Source organism: Vibrio sp. J2-3(2022), from assembly GCF_021725735.1.
Lineage (GTDB): Bacteria > Pseudomonadota > Gammaproteobacteria > Enterobacterales > Vibrionaceae > Vibrio > Vibrio diabolicus.
Window position 1 is genome coordinate 198441 of record NZ_JAKKCK010000001.1, and the last position, 21547, is coordinate 219987.

Sequence of the window (21547 nt, forward strand, 5' to 3'; positions counted from 1 at the left end):
CTACTTCCTACCTGCATAGCTTTTCGAAATGAGCCATTGGTTAATCACTGTGATAAAGGCAAGTAACGCCATTAGAATCACCGAAATTGCGGCGGCGAGATTAGGTTCAAGGAACAGGTCTCCCGATACCAGACTCGCAATTCGAATTGTGATGACGTTATAGTTACCGGAGGTCAACGCATAAACACTCGCATATGCGCCGATTGCGTTGGCTATTAAGATAATAAAGGTACCGAATAAGGCCGGTGAGAGCACTGGCAGCGCGATTTTCGCCCAATACTGTGATGTTTTGGCTCCCAGTAGCGCAGCAGCTGCTTGCCAATCATCACTCAACGCGTCGAACGCAGGGTAGAGCAACAACACCGCCAGCGGGATTTGGAAGTAGATGTAAATGGCCAGCAGGCCCCATTTACCATAAAGGTCGAAATCACCGAGTAAGCCATACTGCTTGAGCAAAAGGGTAATCGCCCCATTGGTGCCTAAAATAATAATAAAAGCGAATGACAGAGGTACGCCTGCAAAGTTGCTGCTCATGTTCGTAAACGCAATCACACCGTCGCGGACTTTAGAATCGACTCTGCGTAGAGAAGATACCAACAAAGTCGCAATGGCTAAGCCAAAAATGCTCGACCACACCGCTAACCACAAGCTATTGCCAAACGCCTGCATCATAAAGGCAGAGTCGAGCACTTCAATGTAGTTATCTAAGGCAAACTCGCCATCGTAGATAAAGCTGTTTAACAGTACCCAAATCATCGGTGCGAGTTGAAATAGGTAGAAAAACAGCGCGAAAGGCACTAACCAAATGGCTGGCTTAAAGCGCTTTAACCAAGTACTTGCCAAATTTGAGCGAGATTCGCTAGAGCTTGGGGAGAGGACAGAACTGCTCATAGTGCTAACAATTCCTGAGTGTATGGCTTCGTGTGGTCAAGGTTTAGCAATTGACAAACGGTGCCACAAATATCAGTTTGCTTAATATGACAATCCTGATGGGTAAACTTATCGCCAATGACAAACAGAGGAACTTCTCGCTCTTCAGGTAAAATCCCACCGTGAGAAAGATCGTTGTTCATGCCATGATCGCTGGTCACAATGATTTGATACCCATCAGCAAGCCATTGTTCGATGTAGTTGGAAAGAATAATGTCTGCACCTCGCGCACAATTGCGGTATTGGCGAGAGTCTAGGCCAAATTTATGTCCTGTATCGTCGATATTCATGGGATGGATCAGTAAGAAATCAGGTTGATAGTTTCGACGCAAATACTCTGCGTCCAGGAACAAGGCTTCATCAGGATAATGATCCCAATGGTAAAAGCAGCCGTGCTGGATATTCAGGGTTTCATCATGCGTGAAACGATCGCGAGCTGGTTCAAACGGCGCGCGATTATAAAGCTCACTTACCCAGTGGTAGGCAGCCGCAGCGGTGACTTTTCCTTGGGCTTTTGCCAAACTGAAAATGGAATCGTGTTTGGATAGACGAACGATATTGTTGTTTACGATGCCGCTTTCTACAGGGCGAACGCCCGTTAAAATGCACTCATAAAGTGGGCGAGACATAGAGGGCAGCTCACACTGCACAGGATAAAGCGTTGCGCGAGTTTCTTGTTGGGAACGACTTTGTTCTAGAAGACCATTGAGGTAGCCCATGCAATCACGGGCTACCTGATAGTTCAGTCCATCTAGAACAACAAGGATGACCTTATTGCTCATAACGACTCACTCTTATTGCTGGTGGATTAAGACACTTTCTTGCCATTGACGTGGCAGCTTACGTGCTGACTTTTCCCAAGCTGAGAAGTCAGTCACTGGGTGAACATTGCTGTATTGATCATTAGCAATTAGCTTGTCTTGCACTGCTTGAGGCAGTGTGATGTTGGTGCGGATTGGACGCGCATAACCTTCTGCTAAGTTGATTTGCCCTTGATCGCTGAAGATGTACTCACGAGCAAGCTTTGCTGCATTAGGGTTCTTCGCGTATTTATTGATTATGGTTGTATAACCAGAAATCACAGAGCCATCTTGAGGAATGCTTACTGTAAAGCGGTCGCGGTCAATTTTGTCGCGGTAGTTCAACGCATTGAAGTCCCACATGATCGCCACTTCAACTTCGCCTTTTTCTAGGTTGGCGATGTTCGGATCAGTAAATGAAAGACGACCTTGCTTCGCGAGTTCAGAAAAGAACTTGAGCGCAGGCTTGAGGTTGGATTCGTCCCCACCGTTGGCGAACGCTGCGGCGAGAACCGCGTTGTTTGCCTGTGCTGCTACGCCGACGTCACCTACGGTCACTTTGTAGTCGCCTTTTAATAGGTCATCCCACGTTTTTGGCGCGTCTTTTACGAGGTTATTGTTGGAGATAAAAGAAATAGTGCCAGTGTAAGCAAGTGCCCAATGACCATCTTCGTCTTTTGCCCAATCTGGAATGTCATTCCAAGTTGTTGGTTTGTATGGCTGAGTGACGCCTTTTTTAACCGCTACACGTGCGAAGGCAAAGCCTACGTCACCAATGTCTGCGGTCGCGTTTTTCTTCTCAGCTTCGAATTTTGCGATTTCTTGAGCCGAGCTCATATCCGTGTCTTGGTGCTTAAGGTTGTAATTTGACTTTAAATCAGCCCAAGTGTCTTTCCAGTTCGCCCAACTGTCAGGCATACCTACACTGTAAACCGCCCCTTCTTTTTGTGCTGCGGTAACCAATGACTCAATATCGGCTTCTTTCGCTACTGTTGGTGCTGCAAGCGTTACCGCGATGATTGCCGCTGGTGCAGTAATTGAACGACTTAGCAAAGTTTTCATTGTCTCCATCCTTCTGGACTAGGTCAGTAAGTTCGCTTTGTATGCTATGGATGGAATGTGACGATTTAGCGCAAGTAATTTGACAGTTTTTATGAATTTCTATGGCACTTATATTTCATACGCTCAATATGTGTTCTGTTGATTAATGTCATATTTTTGTTACTTACACGCCTTATGTTGTTCATCAAATTATCGTTGGACTAGATCAGAATGAGAGCGACAGGCACCGGACAATTTGGTACCCAATTAGGAAAAATTAGAAGCAGCTTAAAGCAGCAGATTCTTTCCGGCATCATGTCGGAAGGACAAAAATTGCCATCAGAAAGAGAGCTCAGTGAACTATTTTCTACGACTCGAATCACTATCAAAGATGCATTGGTGTCTTTAGAAACTGAAGGCCTGATCTACCGAGAAGAGCGTCGTGGCTGGTACGTATCTCCAGAGCGGATCTGTTACAACCCGTTGTCTCGTTCTCACTTCCATCAAATGATTAGAGAGCAGCATCGTATTGCAGAAACCAAGTTACTCAACGTACGAAGTGAAATGGCTGCAGGTGAATATGCAAAATCGTTAGAGGTTGAGCGAATTACCCCAATTTATGTGATTGAACGGTTGCGTTTTATTGATGGGCGAGCGGTATTGTTTGTTGAAAATGTACTCAAAGCGGCACTGTTTGAAGGCATATTGTCCGAGAACCTCACCATGTCGCTGACGGGCATTTATCGTGAGAAGTATGGTTACGAGACAAAGCGCTCTCGTTTTGATGTGATTCCAACGTCAGCACCTGCTCATGTCGCTAAAGCGTTGAACTTGGCTGAAGGACAGCCGGTTCTGAAAATTCGTCGAGTAAACTACAAACAAGATGGCAAATTAATGGACTGCGAATTCGAGTATTGGCGTCCAGATGCAGTGATGATTCGCATTGATAGCGTAGGATAAAGTGCAGAATTAAAAAGAGCCCAATGAAGGGCTCTTTTTCGCATATTGGTTAGAGAGGCGGTTTAAACTAGTCCTTGCTCTTTTGCCATTTTACTTGCGATGCCAGGCGCTTTCCAAATGCTTGGCAGCAAAATGAAAGACACAGGCACGGCGGTAATTACAATGAAAGACTGCAATGCAGAAATACCACCAGAGCCCATTGAGATAAGCGCAATAGCGACAATACCCATCATCAAGCCCCAGAATGAGCGAATCACTGCGTTTGGTTCTGTTGAGCCCGTCATTACTACACTGATTGTGTAAGTCATTGAGTCACCCGTCGTCACGATAAATGTTGTCGTTAAGATCAGGAACAGAACCGAAATGATCATTGGATAAGGTAATTCACCCGTAATCGCTAGCAGTGCTGCAGGCAAGTTAAAGCCTTCAAACGCAGATGAAATCAAGCCAGGGTTATCAAGTTCAAACGCAAGGCCACTGCCGCCAACGATACTAAACCAGAAGCAAGTAATCAGCGGTGCTGCGATGCTAATAGACATGATCAATTGGCGAATTGTACGACCACGAGAGATACGAGCAATAAAGATCGCCATCATTGGGCCATAACCGATAAACCAACCCCAGAAGAATACTGTCCACCAGCTTAGCCAGCCCGTATCACCACGGTAAAGCGCCATTGGGAAGAAGTTATCTACCATGCGACCAACGCCTTGTACGTAGCCATCAACAATAAAGCTTGTCGGTCCAAAGAACAGGATGTAACCAATTAACAGCACAGACAAAATAATGTTGTAACGACTGACGATTTGAATACCTTTGCTCAAACCGCTTAGTGCGGAAAGGGTATACATCAGGATCGCTGCCATGATAACCATGCTTTGCGTTACGAACGTATCTGGCAGGCCAAACAATGAGTTTAGCGCGTAGCTAATTTGTAAACCTAAGAAGCCGATAGGGCCGATTGTTCCTGCTGCTACGGCAATAATGCTACATGCGTCAGCAACATCACCAATCCAGCCTTTAATGGCTTTATCGCCAAACACAGGGTAAAGCAGAGTACGCGGCTTAAGAGGCAGGCCTTTATCGTAATGCAAGTGCATTAAGACAATGGAAGATAAACCACCAAGGATCGCCCAAGCTAAGAAGCCCCAGTGCATAAAAGACTGAGATAGAGCATTGATTGCGGCAGTTTTCGGTGAAGCTTCACCGTATAAAGGTGGGGCAGTCACAAAGTGCGCGATAGGCTCAGCAGCGGCCCAGAACACACCACCACCTGCAAGTAGGGTACAGAGTACAATTGACAACCACTTAAAGTTATCAATATCAGGTTTCGCTAGACCACCTAGACGCACATAACCAGTGCGACCAAACGCAAGAGCCAAACCAATAAGGAAATTCAGAAGAAGCAGTACTTGCCAGTAAGCTCCGAAATATTTAGTAGCAAAGCCGAAGCCGGTGTTAACCATTGCGGTTAGAGAGTCGGTATTCGTTAGGGCAAGTAAAACGAATAGAGTGAGGAAGCTACCACTTAACCAAAAGACAGGATTGGTGAGTTCGAGGCGCTTGAGCAGAGATGGGGGATGAATAGCAGAATAGTCAGCATCCTGAATAGGCGCTGTGTGGGAGGCGGCATTCGTCATATTTGACATAATTACTTCGCTTTTTAGGGCTATGAAGCCGTGCATTTCCCCTCACATCGTTTCGACGAAAAGTGTGAGGATGTTCAAAAAGCCGATGATGTTAACATGTCGAAGTTGCAAATATAACCTTAGATTTCGATTAATTTTTAACAGGTTAGCCAAGTTGCTGATTTTTGGGTAGAGATCAAAGGAAAGTGTTTTTACGTGAAGTGCACCGCATTTCGTATGTAAATAACATTTCCCTTGTTTTTGCATGGATTACTCAGGATTACATTGAGAAAGCATGTTTTTTCTCCAAACTGAGGTTTACTCAATGGCTCACTTCGAACTTAATGGACTGTGGTTACTTACCTCGCCACAGCGTCCCGATATTGAAATTCCAATGTCTATTCCGGGCGATAATATTTCGGCGCTTTTACAAGCAGAGCGCATTCCGGATCCTTATTTTGCCGATAATGAAAACAAAGTTCGTTGGATTGAAGAGTGTGAGTGGCATATCTCGCGTGAGTTTGAAGTCGACGCGTTTACGTTGTCTGCCAAGCAAGTGTGGATGACGCTAACTCGTGTCGATACCTTGGCAACTTTCTATATTAATGGTGAGTTAGCACTAACTTGCAGCAACATGTTTAATCAACAACGAGTTGATATCAAACCTTATTTAAAACAGGGCATAAATACTGTTCTTGTTCAATTCGCCAGAGTCGATATAGAAGGTGTGGAACGCGCCAAAAAATTGCCTTTCCCAATCCCTTCCGCAATGGGAAATAATCAAATTCCGCATATGAATTTGATCCGAAAAACGCAATGTCATTCCGGATGGGATTGGGGCATTTGCTTGATGGTATCGGGTATTTACGACCCCATTCAAATCGACATTGTGAATGAGCTTTGGCTCAAAGGCTTTTCGACAGAGCAGCAATGGCAAGCCGATGAGAGTGTGTTTCTTGATGTATTAGTTGAAGTGGAAACGGACAGTCAACGCCATGAACTGATTGTTGAATTTAATGGTGAGCGTCAATGCATTCAAACAAAAGGAAGTGGTCACTATCATTGCCAGTTCCACATTTCGGAGCCTCAACGCTGGTGGCCATCGGGTTATGGCGAAGCTTATCTTTACCCCATTACCATTTCTTCCAGAGAGCAAAAGTTAACGCACAACATTGGTTTGCGTCAGTTAACCCTAAATAACCAAGCTGATGAGCACGGCTCTGCAATGGAATTTATCGTCAATGGCGTACCGATTAATGCTAAAGGTGCCAACTGGATCCCTATTGACGCAATGCCGGGGCGAGAATGCGAAACACGTTATCGCAACCTTTTGCAAAGTGCGGTTGACGCCAACATGAATATGATACGTGTGTGGGGGGGGGGTCAGTACGAGAGCGAGATCTTTTACAATCTGTGTGATGAGCTCGGCTTATTAGTATGGCAAGACATGATGTTCGCATGTTCACTGTACCCATCTGATAATGACTTCTTAAAAGAGGTCGAAGGTGAGCTTCGATACCAAATCTCGAGGCTTAAAGAGCACCCATCAATAGCACTTTGGTGTGGTGATAATGAAGTGATTGGAGCTATTGGTTGGTATGAAGAATCCAAGCACAACAAAGTCAAATACACGGTTAACTACGATCGCCTCAACCGCATGATTGAGCAGGTGATTACCGAACAAGATAGCGTTCGTCGTTTCTGGCCAAGTTCCCCGTGTAATGGTGAACTGGATTTCGGTGACGCGTGGCATGATGATAGTAAAGGCGATATGCACTTTTGGGACGTTTGGCACTCAGGAAAATCATTCAATGCCTACCTTGACGTGAATCCTCGTTTTTGCTCTGAGTTTGGTTTTCAATCTTGGCCATCTTTTGCAGAAGTTAAGCAGTTTGTCCCGGAGCAAGATTGGAATATCACGTCCCTAACCTTTGAACAACATCAGAAGAATCCTCGTGGTAACAGTATCATCACAGAGATGTTCACGCGTTATTTCCGTTTTCCCTCTGGATTCGAGAACATGCTGTATTTAAGCCAAGTTCAGCAGGCAATCGCGATCAAAACTGCGTGCGATCATTGGCGTGCCATTTCTCCAGTTTGTCGCGGCATGCTGTACTGGCAACTCAACGACAACTGGCCTGTCAGTTCTTGGTCTAGCTTGGAATACAGTGGTCGTTGGAAGCAGTTGCACTACCATGCAAAACGCTTTTTTGCGCCGCAGTATTTGGTATTTTCCGAGCATACAGGCAAGTTGAGTCTGCATTTGCTCAATGATGCCAAAGAGCCCGCAAGCGTCAACGCACTGCTCAAGTGGGTAGATTGGCAAGGGGAAGAAAAGCAATGTTGGAGCTTAGAACAAACGGTCATAGCAGACAGCAATACGATTTTGTGGCAATTGGATGAATCGGTTGAGAAGGATGAACTTACGTCAGGCTTCTTCTATGTTGAAGCGCAAATCGGTGAAGACAGAATAAGCAACACATGGTTTTGCACTCATGAGCTGAAAACTTTGCCTATGGCAAAAGCCAATATTGATGTCTCTATTGAAGGAAGCCAAATTACATTGATTGCTGACAAGCCTACGTTTTTTGTTCATTTGGACAGTGATGTTGATGGCAGGTTCAGTGACTCCAGTTTTACTCTGCTGACCAACGTTCCAATGACGGTTGAGTATTTAGGTGATGATGTTTTCGGCATGCAGCAGTCGTTGAGGGTATACCACCTTAATGATTAAAACGGGCATAGAGCATCTATATGCTGATATCTGAGAAGGGGGCCTTTGCTCCCTTTTTAGTTATCAAGTATCCGTTATTAAGCTCAGGTTGAGACAGAAGGTTATTTAAGTTTCTGATGAATACGGTAGCCAACAACAAAACCTATGTAGAATAGCGCTGCGAGAGTAAGCATTGCCGTCGCGTACGCCAGTAGGCTGTTTAACCCTAAACCAAAAGCCAGAGTGAAGGCGATACCATGAATGGCTTCCGCAGGGATTCGGTACCAAGCAGCGTGGACGGAAGATCCGAAGAGGATAAAGGTACTAAGTAAGACAATCGTGCCGCCTATAAAGCCGACCCATCTGCTGTTGTTCATGTTGTAATCTCAGGTGTTACCGAGGTAACGTAACAAAATATTTCAGAGCCTGTATTATACAACCGAGAGAGGGTATAGGTGGTAGAAATATTTGCCTCACAAACTAAGAGGCCATCTAAGTGGCCTCTTTTTAACCGATTTAACGGCATCCGTTATGACGCAAAGGTGTAAGGCTTGTAAGAAACCTAACCTTTGGCATTCGTTTCGGGCTGTGCTTCTGGTTGTAGCGTCCAATCACCACCAAGCGATTTGTAGAGCGCAATCGTAGCTTGTGCGGTTTGTAACTTTGCTGCGACTCGCTGATCTTGCATCATGCGCTGCTGACGTTGCGCATCCAAAACCGATAAGTGATCAATCAAGCCAGCGCGGTACAGTGACTTGGCTTTGTTGACGGCGTTATTGGTGGCTTTCAATGCCTCATCGATTCGGCGCTGATTTTCTTGGCTGCGACCATAAGCAAACAGCGAGGATTCGGTTTCTGCCAAAGCTGCCTCTACCGTATGTTGATAAGACAATGTCGCCGAATCAAAACGCGCTTGGTTGATGGCTTCAATCGCCTCGCCACGCCCCCCATCGAACAAGTTCCAGCTTACGCCAGCCGCACCCATCCAACCGAAAGAATCGCTACTGAAGAGATCGTCAAAGCTTGACGCCGACAACCCCGGAGCGCCCGTCAAAAAGAACTTCGGATATTGATCAGCAACGCTTGCCGCTAACTCTTCATTGAGCGCGGCCATTTCTCGCTCTGCTAAGCGAATATCGGTACGACGTTTAAGCAAATCGGAAGGTAAACCGACTGGCACCATGTCTTGCATGACAGGTACACGATGCTGTTTTGACAGGCGAACTTCGACTTGCGTTAGCGGCTCGCCAAGCAGTACCGCTAAACGATGTTTGTGCGCTTGTTGTGCAATCTCTAACTGCGGAACGAGCGATTCCATCGCCGCAAGCGTGGCCTTTGCTTGGGCTAAATCGAGATCAGAACCGTAGCCGCTGCGCACGACTTTCTCGACGAGGTCGAGTGTAAGTCGTTGATCTTCTAAGTTCGACTTTGCCAACTCAAGGCGCTCGCTTGCACCTTGGTATTGCAAGTAGTTGTGAATCAAATCCGCCGTGATCACTGTGTTCAAGCCGCTTTGATAAATCTGAGCTTGTTCGAGACGAATATGCGCCGCGTTCGCTTGGCGGTCAATGCGCCCAAACAGATCAACTTCCCAAGCGATACTCGCGCCTGCAAATACACCATCGTGCTGATTATCCATTAGGGTGACGTTACCAATTTGAGGTGGTAGACCCGGCACGGCATCACTGAGTGGATTCAATATCGGACCGAGTGAAGAGTCATTTTTACTGAACTGATAGTTCATGTAACCCGCACCGAGATTAATTGTCGGTACCTTGAATGACTCCACCATGGTTTTATAGTTGTTGGCCATTTTCACCCGCTCGGCCGCCACTTTCAGCGGAATGTTTTGGCTCTGCATGTCTTGAACCATTTGATTCAACACCGGATCGTGAAACTTAGTCCACCAAAACTCAACGTGTTGTGAATCGGTACTCAACCCTGCATTTTCGGCGTTCAAGTAGGTTTCTGCCATGCTGGTGGTCGGTGCTTGGTAGTCTGGCCCCACTGCACAGCCCGCTAAACTTAGGGCTAGAACGACAGGCGTTAGAATGAATTTTTTCACGATGACGCCTCCTCTAGCTCAGCGTTGGTTTGTATGGATGGTGCTTTTTCTTTATAAGCAAGGCGATACAGTGCCGGCATGACAAACAGTGACAATATGGTTGCGGCCGCCAAGCCTCCGATGATGGTTGCCGCCATTTGGTCAAACAGCAGATCTGACAGCAGCGGGATCATGCCGAGCGCGGTCGTTAACGCACCCATAGAAATGGCCATAGTACGGTTGACCGTGGCTTCTTTGATCGCGTCAGACAAGCTCTTGCCATTTGTGCGTTCGAGCTCAATTTGATCCATTAGTACGATGCCATTTTTGATGATCATCCCGGTTAGTGTGATAGCTCCGATCAGCGCCATAAAGCCAAATGGTTTATCGAATCCAAGCAGAGCAAACACAGCCCCTGATGCTGCCAGTGGTAGCGTTGCGAGGATGATGATTGGTTGCTTAAAGCCGTTGAACATCGCGACTAAAATGATCACCATGATCAGCATTGCTTTTGGTTGCTGCTTCATGATGTCGGTGACCGCTTTGTCTTCATCGTAATATTCGCCTCCCCATTCCATGCTGTAACCCGCCGGAAGTTGGATAGCTTCAACCTGATCTTTAATGGCATTTCTTACATTCGCTGGTGTGGAGTCTCGGCTCACACCCGCTTGAACCGTGATGGTTTTCACGCGGTCTCGTCGCCAAATCATGCTCTCTTCGGTGACCAGTTCGAATCCATCCACCACTTGACCAAGTGGAACGCTGTTAAAGCCAAGTAGCGAGCGCACAGGTAGCGTTTCTAGTGACGCCATGTTTTGCGATGTGCCACGTAACTGAATTGGAATCAGCTCATCATTCAGGTTCATTTGTCCGAGCGGCATGCCGTCTGATGCGCGTTTTAGCGCGAAAGCGACATCGGCGCGGTTAATTCCTGCTTGACGCATTTTGTCTTGGTTTAGAATCGGCTTGAGCACTTTGCTTTCTTGGCGCCAATCATCGCGAATGTATTTTGCATCAGGGTTTGAAGCAAAAATCGTTTTCGCTTCCGCCGCTAGTTGATGCAATACGGTTTCATCCGGACCAGAAAAACGCACCTCAACCGCGAACTTATCTTTGGTTGCCAACTTCAGTGCTCGGAAGCGAGGTTCGGCATCCGGAAACGCCTCTTTCAGCCAATCATCACCACGCGTTACCAAGTGACTGATGCTCTCGTAGTCTTTGGTGTTGATCAGAATCTGGCCGTAGGCAGGGTCGAGCGGTTCAGGCTCTACCGTTACCGAGAAGCGAGGCGCACTGGTGCCGACATAGCTAGAGATACTTTCCACTTCTGGTTGTGCGACCAACCATTCTTCAACTTTGCGCATGTCTGCCGAGGTTTGTTCAATCTTGGCACCATTGGGTAGCCAGTAATCGAGAAACACAATTGAGCGATCCGACTGAGGAATAAAGTTCACGGCCACATACGGGATTGCCACGGCGGTGATTAAAATCAACGGAACCAAAGCGGCTAATGCTTTACGCGGGTTGTCCACCGTCCAGAATACCAACTGTTTATAACGGCTCGGTTTGGTCTCTTCGCTGTTAGCTTTTGGCTTGATGAACATCCACGCCATTAATACCGTAAACGTCATCGCGACGAGCCATGAAAGCAACAGTGACGATGCCACAATGTAGAACACAGAGCTCGCAAACTCGGCGGAGTCGGTTTTGGAGAACAACACTGGGCTTGCGCCCATAATCGCGATGACAGTTGCGCCTAAAAGTGGCACAGCGGTTTCTTTGACGGAATCAATCGCGGCGCGAGTTCGCTCGATACCTTTGTTGAGCTTGGCGATCATCATATCGGTGATCACAATGGCGTTATCCACCAACATGCCCAGTGCGAGGATAAACGTACCTAGCGAGACACGGTGCAAATCGATGCTGGCGATGTTCATGTATACAAGCGTGAGCAAAATAGTCAGGAGCAAGCTTGCGCCAACGATGGTTGCACTCTTAAAGCCCATGAAAACCAACAACACCACAAAAACAATCGCGACACTTTCAAGCAGGTTGCCAACAAAGTCGTCGATAGACTTTTGTACTTCTTCAGGTTGATAAGCAACGGTCGAGATGTCGACACCCAGCGGCAGCGTTGCTTGGTAGTTAGCGATGATGTCTTGAATCGTATCGCCAAGTGACACCACGTTAATGCCTTGAACTGGACTCACCGCCAAGGTGACAGCGGGCTCTCCGTTGTAGCGGTTTTCTGCCAATGCTGGTGTTTGATAACCCATGGTGATGTCGGCGATGTCACCAAGACGAATCAACCCCGAGCCAAACTCGCCGGTGCCACCATTGATGATTAAATTGCGAATGTCTTCTAGAGACTGAAACTCACTGGTTTGCGCAATACGAATACGCTCTGTACCGGCATCGAATTTTCCCGCTTCGAACGTGCTGTTTTGTGTGCTCAGTTGGTTCCAAACTTGTGCGATCGACAAACCATATTGAGCCAAGCGCTCGTCTGGCATATCGATGTGTACAACGCGAGGTTGAACGCCGTGTAGCTCGATCTTTTTGATGCCGTCGACGGCTTTGATTTGGCGTTGCAGCTCTTCGGCGTAGCGACGCAACTCTTCTGGTGCAGCATCTGTGCTGTGGATAGAGAAAAGCATGCCGTAGACTTCAGAGAACTCGTCTTGTACTACGCTGATCTGCGCACTGGAAGGCAGCTGCAGTTTTACATCGTCCACTTTGCGTCTCAATAAGTCCCATTCCTGCGGAAGTGCTTTGGAATTAAGGCTCTCTTTGAGGTCAACAAAGACCATAGACAAACCGGGGCGAGACAATGAGCGCAAGCGATCCAACTCCGCCATTTCCTGCAATTTAGTTTCCACGGTATCGGTGACTTGGTGTTCGACTTCTTCGGCAGATGCACCCGGATAAAGGGTCACGACTACCGCAGTTTTTACTGTAAAGCTCGGGTCTTCTAACTTGCCTAAGTCGAAGTAAGAATAGATGCCAGCGATCACGCTCAATACGATAAAGAACAGAACGAACTTACGTTGGCGAATCGCGAATTCAGCTAAATTGATCATGGATACGCACCTACAACGTCTTGATAGTCAGGTTTGGGGCGGCATCGCCCTCGCTCAGATAATGGCTACCGCTGATCACCACATAATCGCCTTGCTCAAAACTTCCGGTCACACACGCTTGGTATGCGTCGATAGAGTCAAGATTGACCGGCTCTGAATGAATAACCGCATCACGAACCACATTCACGTGAAGAGTTTGTTTCTCCCCCAAAATTGCAGAATAAGGGAAGCAATGGCTTGAGTTGCTGGTGTTGAGCGCGGTGTTTACCGTGACTGCTTTACCGTTGAATAGCGCACTGGAAATCGAATCGATGTCTAGCGTGACGGTATAGGTTTGTTTGAGCAGGTGCTTTTTCGGCGCGATTTCTGCCACGGTTGCTCGGTAGGATTGCTCCGAATCATACCAAGTCAACGATGCTGGCTGACCTAGTGCGAATTGCGCAATCATATTTTCCGGCACGTCGATGTCGACTTCCCAGCTGCCTTCTTGCTGAATTGACACAACACTGCCGCCCGGCAAGGTTTGCTCATGTGGATCAATAGAAACGTCGGCAACAATGCCAGGGAATGGTGCACGTAGAGTGGTGTAACGTAGGGCATCTTTTGCACGTTGGATGTTTTTCTCAACCACTTTGACGGCAGAGACGCTACGTTCGTAGCTGCTGATGGCTCGATCTAAGTTTACGCTGGCAATGGCATCATCAGAAGTTGCTTGTTTTACGCGCTTTAACTCGGCTTTCGCGAGTTTGTGTGCTGATTGCGCTTCTAACATGCGCGCTTGTAATTCTTCTAGTGAGACTTGGTAATCGTGCTTGTCCAGCGTGGCAATGACTTGGCCTTTTTCTACCACGCTGCCTTTATTTACGAACACGCTTTCCACGGTGCCAGGTACACGAAAAGAGAGTGACGCGGTTTCTTTTGCTTTTACGATCCCGCTGAATGATTTGTTGAGTTCTTCATTCCTTTCGTTGACTTCAATTACTTGAACGGGTCTGGATGCGCTTGGTTCCTCAACCTGAGGTTGAGCTTGATTACAGCCGAGTAGAGAGAGCGCGATAGTGCTCAGCGCGGCGGTTTTAATTTGATGATTCATAAGATGGCTCCATAATTTCGGCGCCATCTTATAATTCAGAGATGTTCAGATAATCATGCGTGTGCATGATTCAATGTCACGAATTTTATGACAATAAATGTAAACTACAAAAGTTTTGGAATTTTATTGCACAAATGTTCAATAAGTAACCGGCTAGCTTGGTTCAGCGTTTTCGGCTTAGGGTAGAGCAACCACCCCGTTTCTTCTGTGACGGCATATTGAGACAATACTTGCACCAATGCACCGGATTCGAGCTCATTTTTTACCAACAGTTTTGGGATATAACTGATGCCGCGGTCTAGCACTGTGGAGCTTTTGATAAAGCCGATGTTGTTGGAAATGAGTTTCGGTTTGAGCGCTACGTTTTGTTCCTGAAAGTGCCAAAGGTTGTCGACATTGCCATTTGGCCAACGAAAACAAATGCACTGATGATCGCTCAACTCTTCTAATGTAGCGGGCGTGCCGTGAGTTTGAAGATAGTTCGGTGAGGCAACGACACATCGGTCTAGCGTTAAGATCTTTCTGGCGACAATGTCTGAATCAAACAGCATGCCGCCGTGCAGCGCGATGTCCAACCCCTGCTGAAACATATCAATAAAGCCATTGTTGATATTGCGAATGTCGAGCTCAACCTGCGGATATTGATCCTGAAATTCAAACAAAATGGGTTGAAGAGGTTCATAGGTTTCTGGCAGAAGGCCAAGTTTGATTTTGCCTCTGACTTCGATGCTTTCGTTACTGGCTTGCTGGTTTGCCGAATCAAGCAAGGTGAGCACTTTTTGCAGATCTTGGTAGTAGGCATCGCCTTTGTTTGTCAGCGAAAGGCTGCGAGTGGTGCGGTGAAAAAGTTGCGTTCCGAGGTAACGTTCCAGTTCTCCAATGCGTCGGCTAACATTTGCTCGTGGCAAATCCAAAGCATTTGCTGCCGCTGTAAAGCTGCCAAGTTGGACGACTTTGGTGAACAGTTTTAGATCGTCAATTTTCACTCTTGAACTCCATACTCTTTGAGCGCCGTGCTAAACCCTGACACTCTAGAGTATTGATGTGTGGTATACAAAACTTATTATTAATTATCGAAATATAAATAAGGGCTTCAACATGTTGAGATTTATACAACGTCGCCGCATTAAGAAAGTGATTAAGCTAATGAGTACCAGATTGGTGGTGGGATACGGCAGTCGTGAGTACTTTTCCGTCGGTCAGGTAAAGACGAGCACCAGTGAGTTAAGCACGTGCCAACAAAAAATTGCGTTGGCGTTGTACGCGAATCCGCAAGATCTTGATTTGGAAAATCAACCAGAGTTGCAAGCCATCCGCTCTGATGTGGCGAATGACTTCTTTTCTGGTGCCGATTATACCGCTCAAGATGTGCTTAATTTATTCGGTACTGGTGGCTGGAAAGGCGGCCGAATGGAAGATGGAATGTCTCATCATTTTGGTATGCACAGCCGATACTAGAGCGAGCTAACCTTATACCGTCTTGTCAGTTAACTCGCTATATCAATTTGCCTTGTGAGGTGTCACTCCGATGCTTTGTTAAGCGGCACGCTTTACGAGGCAGAAGTGCTTTTTACCGCGTTGCAGTAACCAGTATTGGTCAAACAGTGGGAAGCTCAAGCTCGGGTTATCAGCCGACACTTTTTCTCCGTTTACACTGATGGCGTTGTTGCTAATGTGTTCGCGTGCAACACGCTTTGAGCTTGCTAAGCCCGACTCAATCAACAGCTCAACCAAATCTTGTTGTGCGCTCTCAATGCTTGGTAAACCATCCAACTCCAATTGTTTTAATTCACCCAAACTGAGTTGTTGCACATTACCGCTGAATAAAGCTTGCGTGATGCGTTCGGCACTGGCTAGACCTTCTTCGCCATGAACAAATCGCGTCATTTCTTCAGCGAGAATACGTTGTGCTTGTGGCTTGCCTTGGCTTGCTTGGTCTTGCGCTTCAATGCTGGCAATTTCTTCGCAGCTCAAGAACGTGTAGTAACGCAAGAAGTGGTAAACGTCGGCGTCTTCTGCGCCAAGCCAGAACTGGTAGAAGGCGTAAGGAGAGGTTTTGCTAGGATCTAGCCACACTGCGCCGCCTTCGGTTTTGCCAAACTTGGTACCATCGGATTTGGTGATCAGTGGCAGAGTTAAGCCAAATACTTGCTCACCATTTTGACGACGAGTTAAATCGATCCCGCTGACGATGTTTCCCCATTGGTCATTGCCACCGATTTGCAAACGACAATCGTATTGACGGTTTAGCTCGGCAAAATCGTACGATTGCAGTAGGGCGTAGCTAAATTCGGTGAAGGAGATACCTTGGTCAGGTCGTTGCAGGCGTTGTTTTACCGATTCTCGGTTGACCATAGTATTGATCGAGAAGTGCTTACCTACATCACGGAAGAAGTCGATGACGTTGATCGCTTTCATCCAGTCAGCATTGTTCACCATGATCATTGGCTTGGTCAGTTGGTGATTCATCAACTGCTGAATTTGATTAGAAAGATCGTTAACCCAACCTGAGACGATTTCTGAAGAATTCAGGCTGCGCTCGGTCGCTTTAAAGCTCGGGTCGCCAATCATGCCCGTTGCACCGCCAATCAAGGCAACAGCTTGGTGTCCCGCATCTTGAAAGCGCTTAAGCATAATCAAAGGCACAAGGTGGCCGATGTGCAAGCTGCCTGCTGTAGGATCGAAGCCGCAGTAAACGGTTTGAGGCTGTGAGAGAAGTGTCTGAATTTCTTCCAAATCGCTGGCTTGTGCAATCAAGCCACGATCTTGTAAATCTTGCAGTAATGGTGTCGTCATTCTTTTTGTCTGTCTTGGTGGTTGTTGTATTCAGACTAAAACGCGACACCTTTTCTCCATATATCCCTTAAGGGACAGTTTTTTATCTTGAATGGAGAATAAGGTGATTGAGGAAAAGCTGGAATAACTCACTCAATGAAGACACATTTAACTGCGAGTAAATGCGTTTTCGATGATTTTTGACCGTGCCTTGAACTAAGTGTAACCGCGCGGCAATTTCTTTGGTGTCAAACCCTTGAGCGAGAAGTGAAGCCACCTCTTGCTCGCGACGAGTGAGTGATTCTACGCCAAATGTTGCTAAAGCTTGCTCAATGGCTAATCGCATACTGCCAGAATAAGCACTCTGGGCAAAAACAGGCTCAGAAAAGGTAAACTCCGTTTGTTTCCAGTGCTGCTGACAAAGCGATTGAATTATCGGGAAGTAGGGCTTTAATTTATTGATTTGCTGTTGAGAAAAGTATTTTCCATCATTCATATACCCGAAGTACAACATGACCCAACGGCCAGGTTCGACTTCGACTAGCATGCTCAGTTCGTCTTTCCACCCTGTCTGATGGTAGAACTGTTCGCAGTAGGAAGTAAAATCAACGCCTTTGCGTGCTACGTCTTTGAGCGTAAATACGCCTTGTTGCTTTGTCTCGTTTAGTTTGAGAAAAAAAGGGTCATTTTGAAATGAGTCAGTAAGGTAGCGTTGAAAAAGTAACTCTCGCTCGTTCTCAATCGAGTCGTAGAGATAGATAGGATGTTTACCTTCTCGATAACCTAAAATAACCGCGCAATCAAAATGAAAAAGAGTGCGAATGACACGCATAAGCTTAGGAGTAAAGTTAGGCGTATTAAGAGCAGAAATTGCTTCTGCCAGCAGATTATTAAAGTTATTGTCAGGCATGGGATACCGAATCGCAGATGGTTTTGGGCAAGCATAACGAAAAGCCATCCAACGAGAAAGGGAAGTCACCATCTTCTGGTGACTTCCCATGAGAAAGTTGCACAAGTACTCAGTTTTGAGGAGTCATAGCTGCGTTAACTTATTGATAAGGGTGCATAACAACCGTTCTGTTTAAGCGATTAGTTGCTATGCGTTACTGCGAGTTGGTGAGCTCTTCGTTAACCCAATATTTAGAACCAGACACGTTGGCATCGATGAGCAAGCCTTTTGCATTCAACTGATAAACGGCGACGCCACTGTTAAATTGCTTTGAAAGTTGCTCTGAGTCTTCGCCAGCTACAGCAGAGGCTTCACTGGTCGCTTCCCATCCTTCGTTGACGAACGTATCAAAGTCTTCTTTGCTCTCAAACAGAATCACTTGTTGGTAAAACTTGCCGCCAGCCCCAAGTGCGACGCCCAAACCAAACATATTCATATAAGTGCGTTTTTCTGTTTCCTTATTTATTGCGACACCTGACCCTGAGTTGGTGTGAAACAACAAAGACAATTTACGAGAATCAAAGACCGCGTAGCCGTAAGCGTTGTCGTAAATGGCTTTGGCCTCCGGCTTTTCATTAAACAACTTGAGCAAAGCACTATCCGCCATTAAGTTTACGGCTTGGCGAGCTTCTTCTGGCGTGTCGCCTTCCATCAGTTCATCAATTTTCTTGTCGGCTGCATCTATCCATTCTTTGCTTTTCTCGATACTAGCTTCTGTCCACTCGCCCGCGGTATTGATGGCTTCCTCGGACCAGTTCGTGAAATCTTGCCACGCTTGTTTTGAAAAGGCTTTGGTATCGTCCCAAGCATCTTGCGCAGTATCAGAAACCGCTTCGCCTAGCTCAGACATTTTGTTGGAAATATCATCCCAATCTGCGTAAGCGGGAGATGCTAGGAGCATCAATGTGGTAATGAGTGCGATAGACTTTTTCATCAAATTCTCTCTGGAGTTGTCGATACATCATTCATTCTAGGTCATCAGACTTTGATAATGAAATTGACTAAATGGCGATCTTGAGAGAGGAATCACGAACTGATTGCGAAATGACGTATGAATAACAAAGCCCTCACAAGGGGAGTGTGAGGGCTTGAGTTTTTAGCGCGTTACTTGCTGCTAACTTTACCGAGCTGTAACCAAGTATCGATAACGGTGTCTGGGTTTAGTGAAACAGAGCTGATGCCTTGCTCCATCAACCATTCCGCCAAATCTTCATGATCTGATGGGCCCTGACCACAAATACCCACGTACTTGCCAGCTTTAGTTGCTGCGTCTATTGCCATTTTCAGCATGATTTTCACTGCTGCGTTACGCTCATCAAACAGATGTGCCACGTCGCCAGAATCACGGTCCAGACCAAGCGTTAGCTGAGTCATGTCGTTTGAACCAATCGAGAAGCCGTCAAAGTACTTCAAGAACTCATCGGCAAGTACCGCGTTGGATGGGAGTTCACACATCATGATGACTTTAAGGCCCTGGTCGCCACGGCGCAGATCAAACTTCGCTAGCAAATCAATCACTGATGCAGCTTCGCTTGGTGTACGCACGAATGGGATCATAATTTCAACGTTCTTCAGACCCATTTCGTTACGAACGCGCTTGATAGCTTGAGTTTCTAACTCGAAGCAATCTTCAAACACTGGAGAAATGTAACGAGACGCACCACGGAAGCCGAGCATTGGGTTTTCTTCATGCGGTTCGTAGGCTTTACCACCAACCAAGTTGCTGTATTCGTTCGACTTAAAGTCAGACATACGAACGATGACGCGTTTTGGCCAGAAAGCAGAAGCGATAGTCGCGATGCCTTCAGTCAGTTTGCTCACGTAGAAATCGATAGGATCTTTGTAACCACGAATGCGCTGTTTAATTTCTGCTTTTAGCTCATCGCTTTGCGCATCAAAGTTAAGTAATGCTTTCGGGTGAATACCGATCATCTTGTTGATGATGAACTCTAGACGAGCAAGACCAACACCTTCGTTTGGAATCTGAGCAAAGTCGAATGCGCGATCTGGGTTGCCCACATTCATCATCACTTTGGTCGGCAGCAGTGGCAGTTCATCAACAGAAGAGCGTTTTACATCAAACTCAAGTTCACCTTGGTAAACGTAACCCGTTTCGCCTTCTGCACAAGATACTGTCACTGTTGCGCCATCAGTCAGTTTGCTTGTCGCATCGCCACAGCCAACGATTGCAGGAATACCAAGTTCACGAGCAATGATTGCTGCGTGACAAGTACGTCCGCCACGGTTGGTAACAATAGCAGAAGCTTTCTTCATCACTGGTTCCCAGTCTGGGTCAGTCATGTCTGTAACCAACACATCACCTTCCTGAACCAATGACATTTGGTCCAGAGAGTCAACCAAACGCACTGCACCTTTACCGATACGTTGACCGATTGCACGACCTTCAATCAAAACATCTGCTTTGTTTTGTAGCTCGTAGCGCTCAATCACGTTTTGTTCCGTTTGTGAACATACGGTTTCAGGACGCGCTTGAACAATGTACAGCTTGCCGTCGATGCCATCTTTTGCCCACTCAATGTCCATTGGACGCTGGTAGTGCTTCTCGATGATCATCGCTTGTTTGGCGAGCTCTTTGATCTCTTCGTCTTTCAGTGAAAACGTGTTGCGCTCTTCATCAGAAGTATCAACGATATCAACTTGTTTGCCGATCTCTTGGTTGTCAGAGTAGATCATTTTGATCAACTTAGAACCAAATGTTTTCTTAACGATCGGGTGCTCACCTGCTTCAAGCATTGGCTTATGAACGTAGAATTCATCAGGGTTTACTGCGCCTTGAACGACCATTTCACCTAGGCCCCATGAAGAGGTGATGAAGACAACTTGGTCGAAACCAGACTCAGTATCAAGCGTAAACATTACACCCGAAGAAGCTTTGTCTGAACGCACCATACGTTGGATACCCGCAGATAGCGAGATACCACGGTGGTCGAAACCTTGGTGTACACGGTAAGAGATCGCACGGTCGTTAAATAGAGAAGCGTAAACGTGCTTAGTTGCTTCTAGTACTGCGTCGATGCCTTTCACGTTCAAAAACGTTTCTTGCTGACCAGCAAAAGAGGCATCAGGCAGGTCTTCTGCCGTAGCAGATGAACGAACTGCGACTGAAAGCTCAGGGTTGCCTTCAATCAGTTCTTGGTAGTTTTCACGGATTTCTTGTTCAAGGTCCGCAGGGAAAGGGGCCTCTAATACCCATTGACGGATGGTTGCACCTGTCTTACGCAGAGCTTCCACATCCTCAACGTCTAGTTCATCAAGTAATTGGTGAATACGCTCATCCAAACCTTCGTGGTCAAGGAATTGGTTAAACGCGTATGAGGTTGTCGCAAAACCATTTGGTACAGAAACGCCTGCGTTCGCTAGGTTAGAAACCATTTCGCCAAGTGAAGCATTCTTACCGCCGACTTTGTCGACATCATCCATGGATAGGCCATTGAACCAGAGGGTGTTCTTTTGCATGTCTTTCTCCAGAAACATTGCAGCTTAGTAGGGGGACTTAAATCGCTCTAAACAATC

The 21547-nt window shown here is 46.6% G+C and carries 16 protein-coding genes; 3 read left to right on the plus strand and 13 right to left on the minus strand.

Annotation, left to right across the window (positions count from 1 at the left end; all coding sequences use genetic code 11):
- Genes L3V27_RS00985 through L3V27_RS00995 form a run of 3 tightly spaced genes read right to left on the minus strand, consistent with a single transcriptional unit; the run spans position 1 to position 2792 of the window.
- Positions 1-891, minus strand: coding sequence for an ABC transporter permease subunit (locus tag L3V27_RS00985; RefSeq protein ID WP_085343277.1), 891 nt, complete (start codon positions 889-891; stop codon positions 1-3).
- On the minus strand, positions 888-1712 hold the full coding sequence (locus tag L3V27_RS00990) for an alkaline phosphatase family protein (RefSeq protein WP_085343276.1): 825 nt from the start codon (positions 1710-1712) through the stop codon (positions 888-890). The genes L3V27_RS00985 and L3V27_RS00990 overlap by 4 nt, the downstream gene beginning before the upstream one ends.
- Before the next feature lie 12 nt (positions 1713-1724).
- Positions 1725-2792 (minus strand): ABC transporter substrate-binding protein, encoded by a 1068-nt coding sequence (locus tag L3V27_RS00995; RefSeq protein ID WP_005392695.1) that lies wholly within the window; start codon positions 2790-2792, stop codon positions 1725-1727.
- Between the two features lie 210 nt (positions 2793-3002).
- Between L3V27_RS00995 and L3V27_RS01000 the strand changes: the two genes are divergently transcribed.
- Positions 3003-3731 (plus strand): UTRA domain-containing protein, encoded by a 729-nt coding sequence (locus L3V27_RS01000; protein WP_085569182.1) that lies wholly within the window; start codon positions 3003-3005, stop codon positions 3729-3731.
- 62 nt (positions 3732-3793) lie between these two features.
- On the opposite strand, the gene L3V27_RS01005 is transcribed toward L3V27_RS01000, so the two are convergent.
- Positions 3794-5380, minus strand: coding sequence for a BCCT family transporter (locus L3V27_RS01005; protein ID WP_005392697.1), 1587 nt, complete (start codon positions 5378-5380; stop codon positions 3794-3796).
- Positions 5381-5684: 304 nt separating this feature from the next.
- Between L3V27_RS01005 and L3V27_RS01010 the strand changes: the two genes are divergently transcribed.
- Positions 5685-8093, plus strand: coding sequence for a glycoside hydrolase family 2 protein (locus L3V27_RS01010; RefSeq protein ID WP_237310755.1), 2409 nt, complete (start codon positions 5685-5687; stop codon positions 8091-8093).
- Between the two features lie 101 nt (positions 8094-8194).
- Here the strand turns inward: L3V27_RS01010 and L3V27_RS01015 are convergent, their stop codons facing one another.
- From L3V27_RS01015 to L3V27_RS01035, 5 genes are all read right to left on the minus strand, one after another.
- Positions 8195-8449, minus strand: a complete 255-nt coding sequence (locus L3V27_RS01015; protein WP_046875806.1) for a hypothetical protein — start codon at positions 8447-8449, stop codon at positions 8195-8197.
- 185 nt (positions 8450-8634) lie between these two features.
- Positions 8635-10137, minus strand: a complete 1503-nt coding sequence (locus L3V27_RS01020; RefSeq protein ID WP_237310756.1) for an efflux transporter outer membrane subunit — start codon at positions 10135-10137, stop codon at positions 8635-8637.
- On the minus strand, positions 10134-13196 hold the full coding sequence (locus L3V27_RS01025; protein ID WP_237310757.1) for an efflux RND transporter permease subunit: 3063 nt from the start codon (positions 13194-13196) through the stop codon (positions 10134-10136). The genes L3V27_RS01020 and L3V27_RS01025 overlap by 4 nt, the downstream gene beginning before the upstream one ends.
- Positions 13197-13206: 10 nt before the next feature.
- Positions 13207-14289: an efflux RND transporter periplasmic adaptor subunit gene (locus tag L3V27_RS01030; RefSeq protein WP_237310758.1), complete on the minus strand. Its 1083-nt coding sequence runs from the start codon at positions 14287-14289 to the stop codon at positions 13207-13209.
- Between the two features lie 104 nt (positions 14290-14393).
- Positions 14394-15275: a LysR family transcriptional regulator gene (locus L3V27_RS01035; protein ID WP_005392703.1), complete on the minus strand. Its 882-nt coding sequence runs from the start codon at positions 15273-15275 to the stop codon at positions 14394-14396.
- A 112-nt stretch (positions 15276-15387) separates the two neighbouring features.
- Here L3V27_RS01035 and L3V27_RS01040 point away from each other — a divergent pair, with 112 nt between their 5' ends.
- Positions 15388-15747, plus strand: a complete 360-nt coding sequence (locus L3V27_RS01040) for a DUF6559 family protein (protein ID WP_237310759.1) — start codon at positions 15388-15390, stop codon at positions 15745-15747.
- Positions 15748-15825: 78 nt separating this feature from the next.
- Here the strand turns inward: L3V27_RS01040 and tyrS are convergent, their stop codons facing one another.
- From tyrS to ppsA, 4 genes are all read right to left on the minus strand, one after another.
- Positions 15826-17085 (minus strand): tyrosine--tRNA ligase, encoded by a 1260-nt coding sequence (gene tyrS, locus L3V27_RS01045; protein ID WP_237310760.1) that lies wholly within the window; start codon positions 17083-17085, stop codon positions 15826-15828.
- A gap of 82 nt (positions 17086-17167) precedes the next feature.
- A complete protein-coding gene (locus tag L3V27_RS01050; protein ID WP_046876144.1) occupies positions 17168-17974 on the minus strand; it encodes a helix-turn-helix transcriptional regulator in 807 nt (268 codons plus the stop codon).
- Positions 17975-18167: 193 nt separating this feature from the next.
- Entirely contained in the window at positions 18168-18947 is a 780-nt protein-coding gene (locus L3V27_RS01055) for a hypothetical protein (protein WP_237310762.1), read from the minus strand.
- A gap of 170 nt (positions 18948-19117) precedes the next feature.
- Positions 19118-21490: a phosphoenolpyruvate synthase gene (gene ppsA, locus L3V27_RS01060; protein ID WP_237310764.1), complete on the minus strand. Its 2373-nt coding sequence runs from the start codon at positions 21488-21490 to the stop codon at positions 19118-19120.
- Positions 21491-21547: the final 57 nt, after the last annotated feature.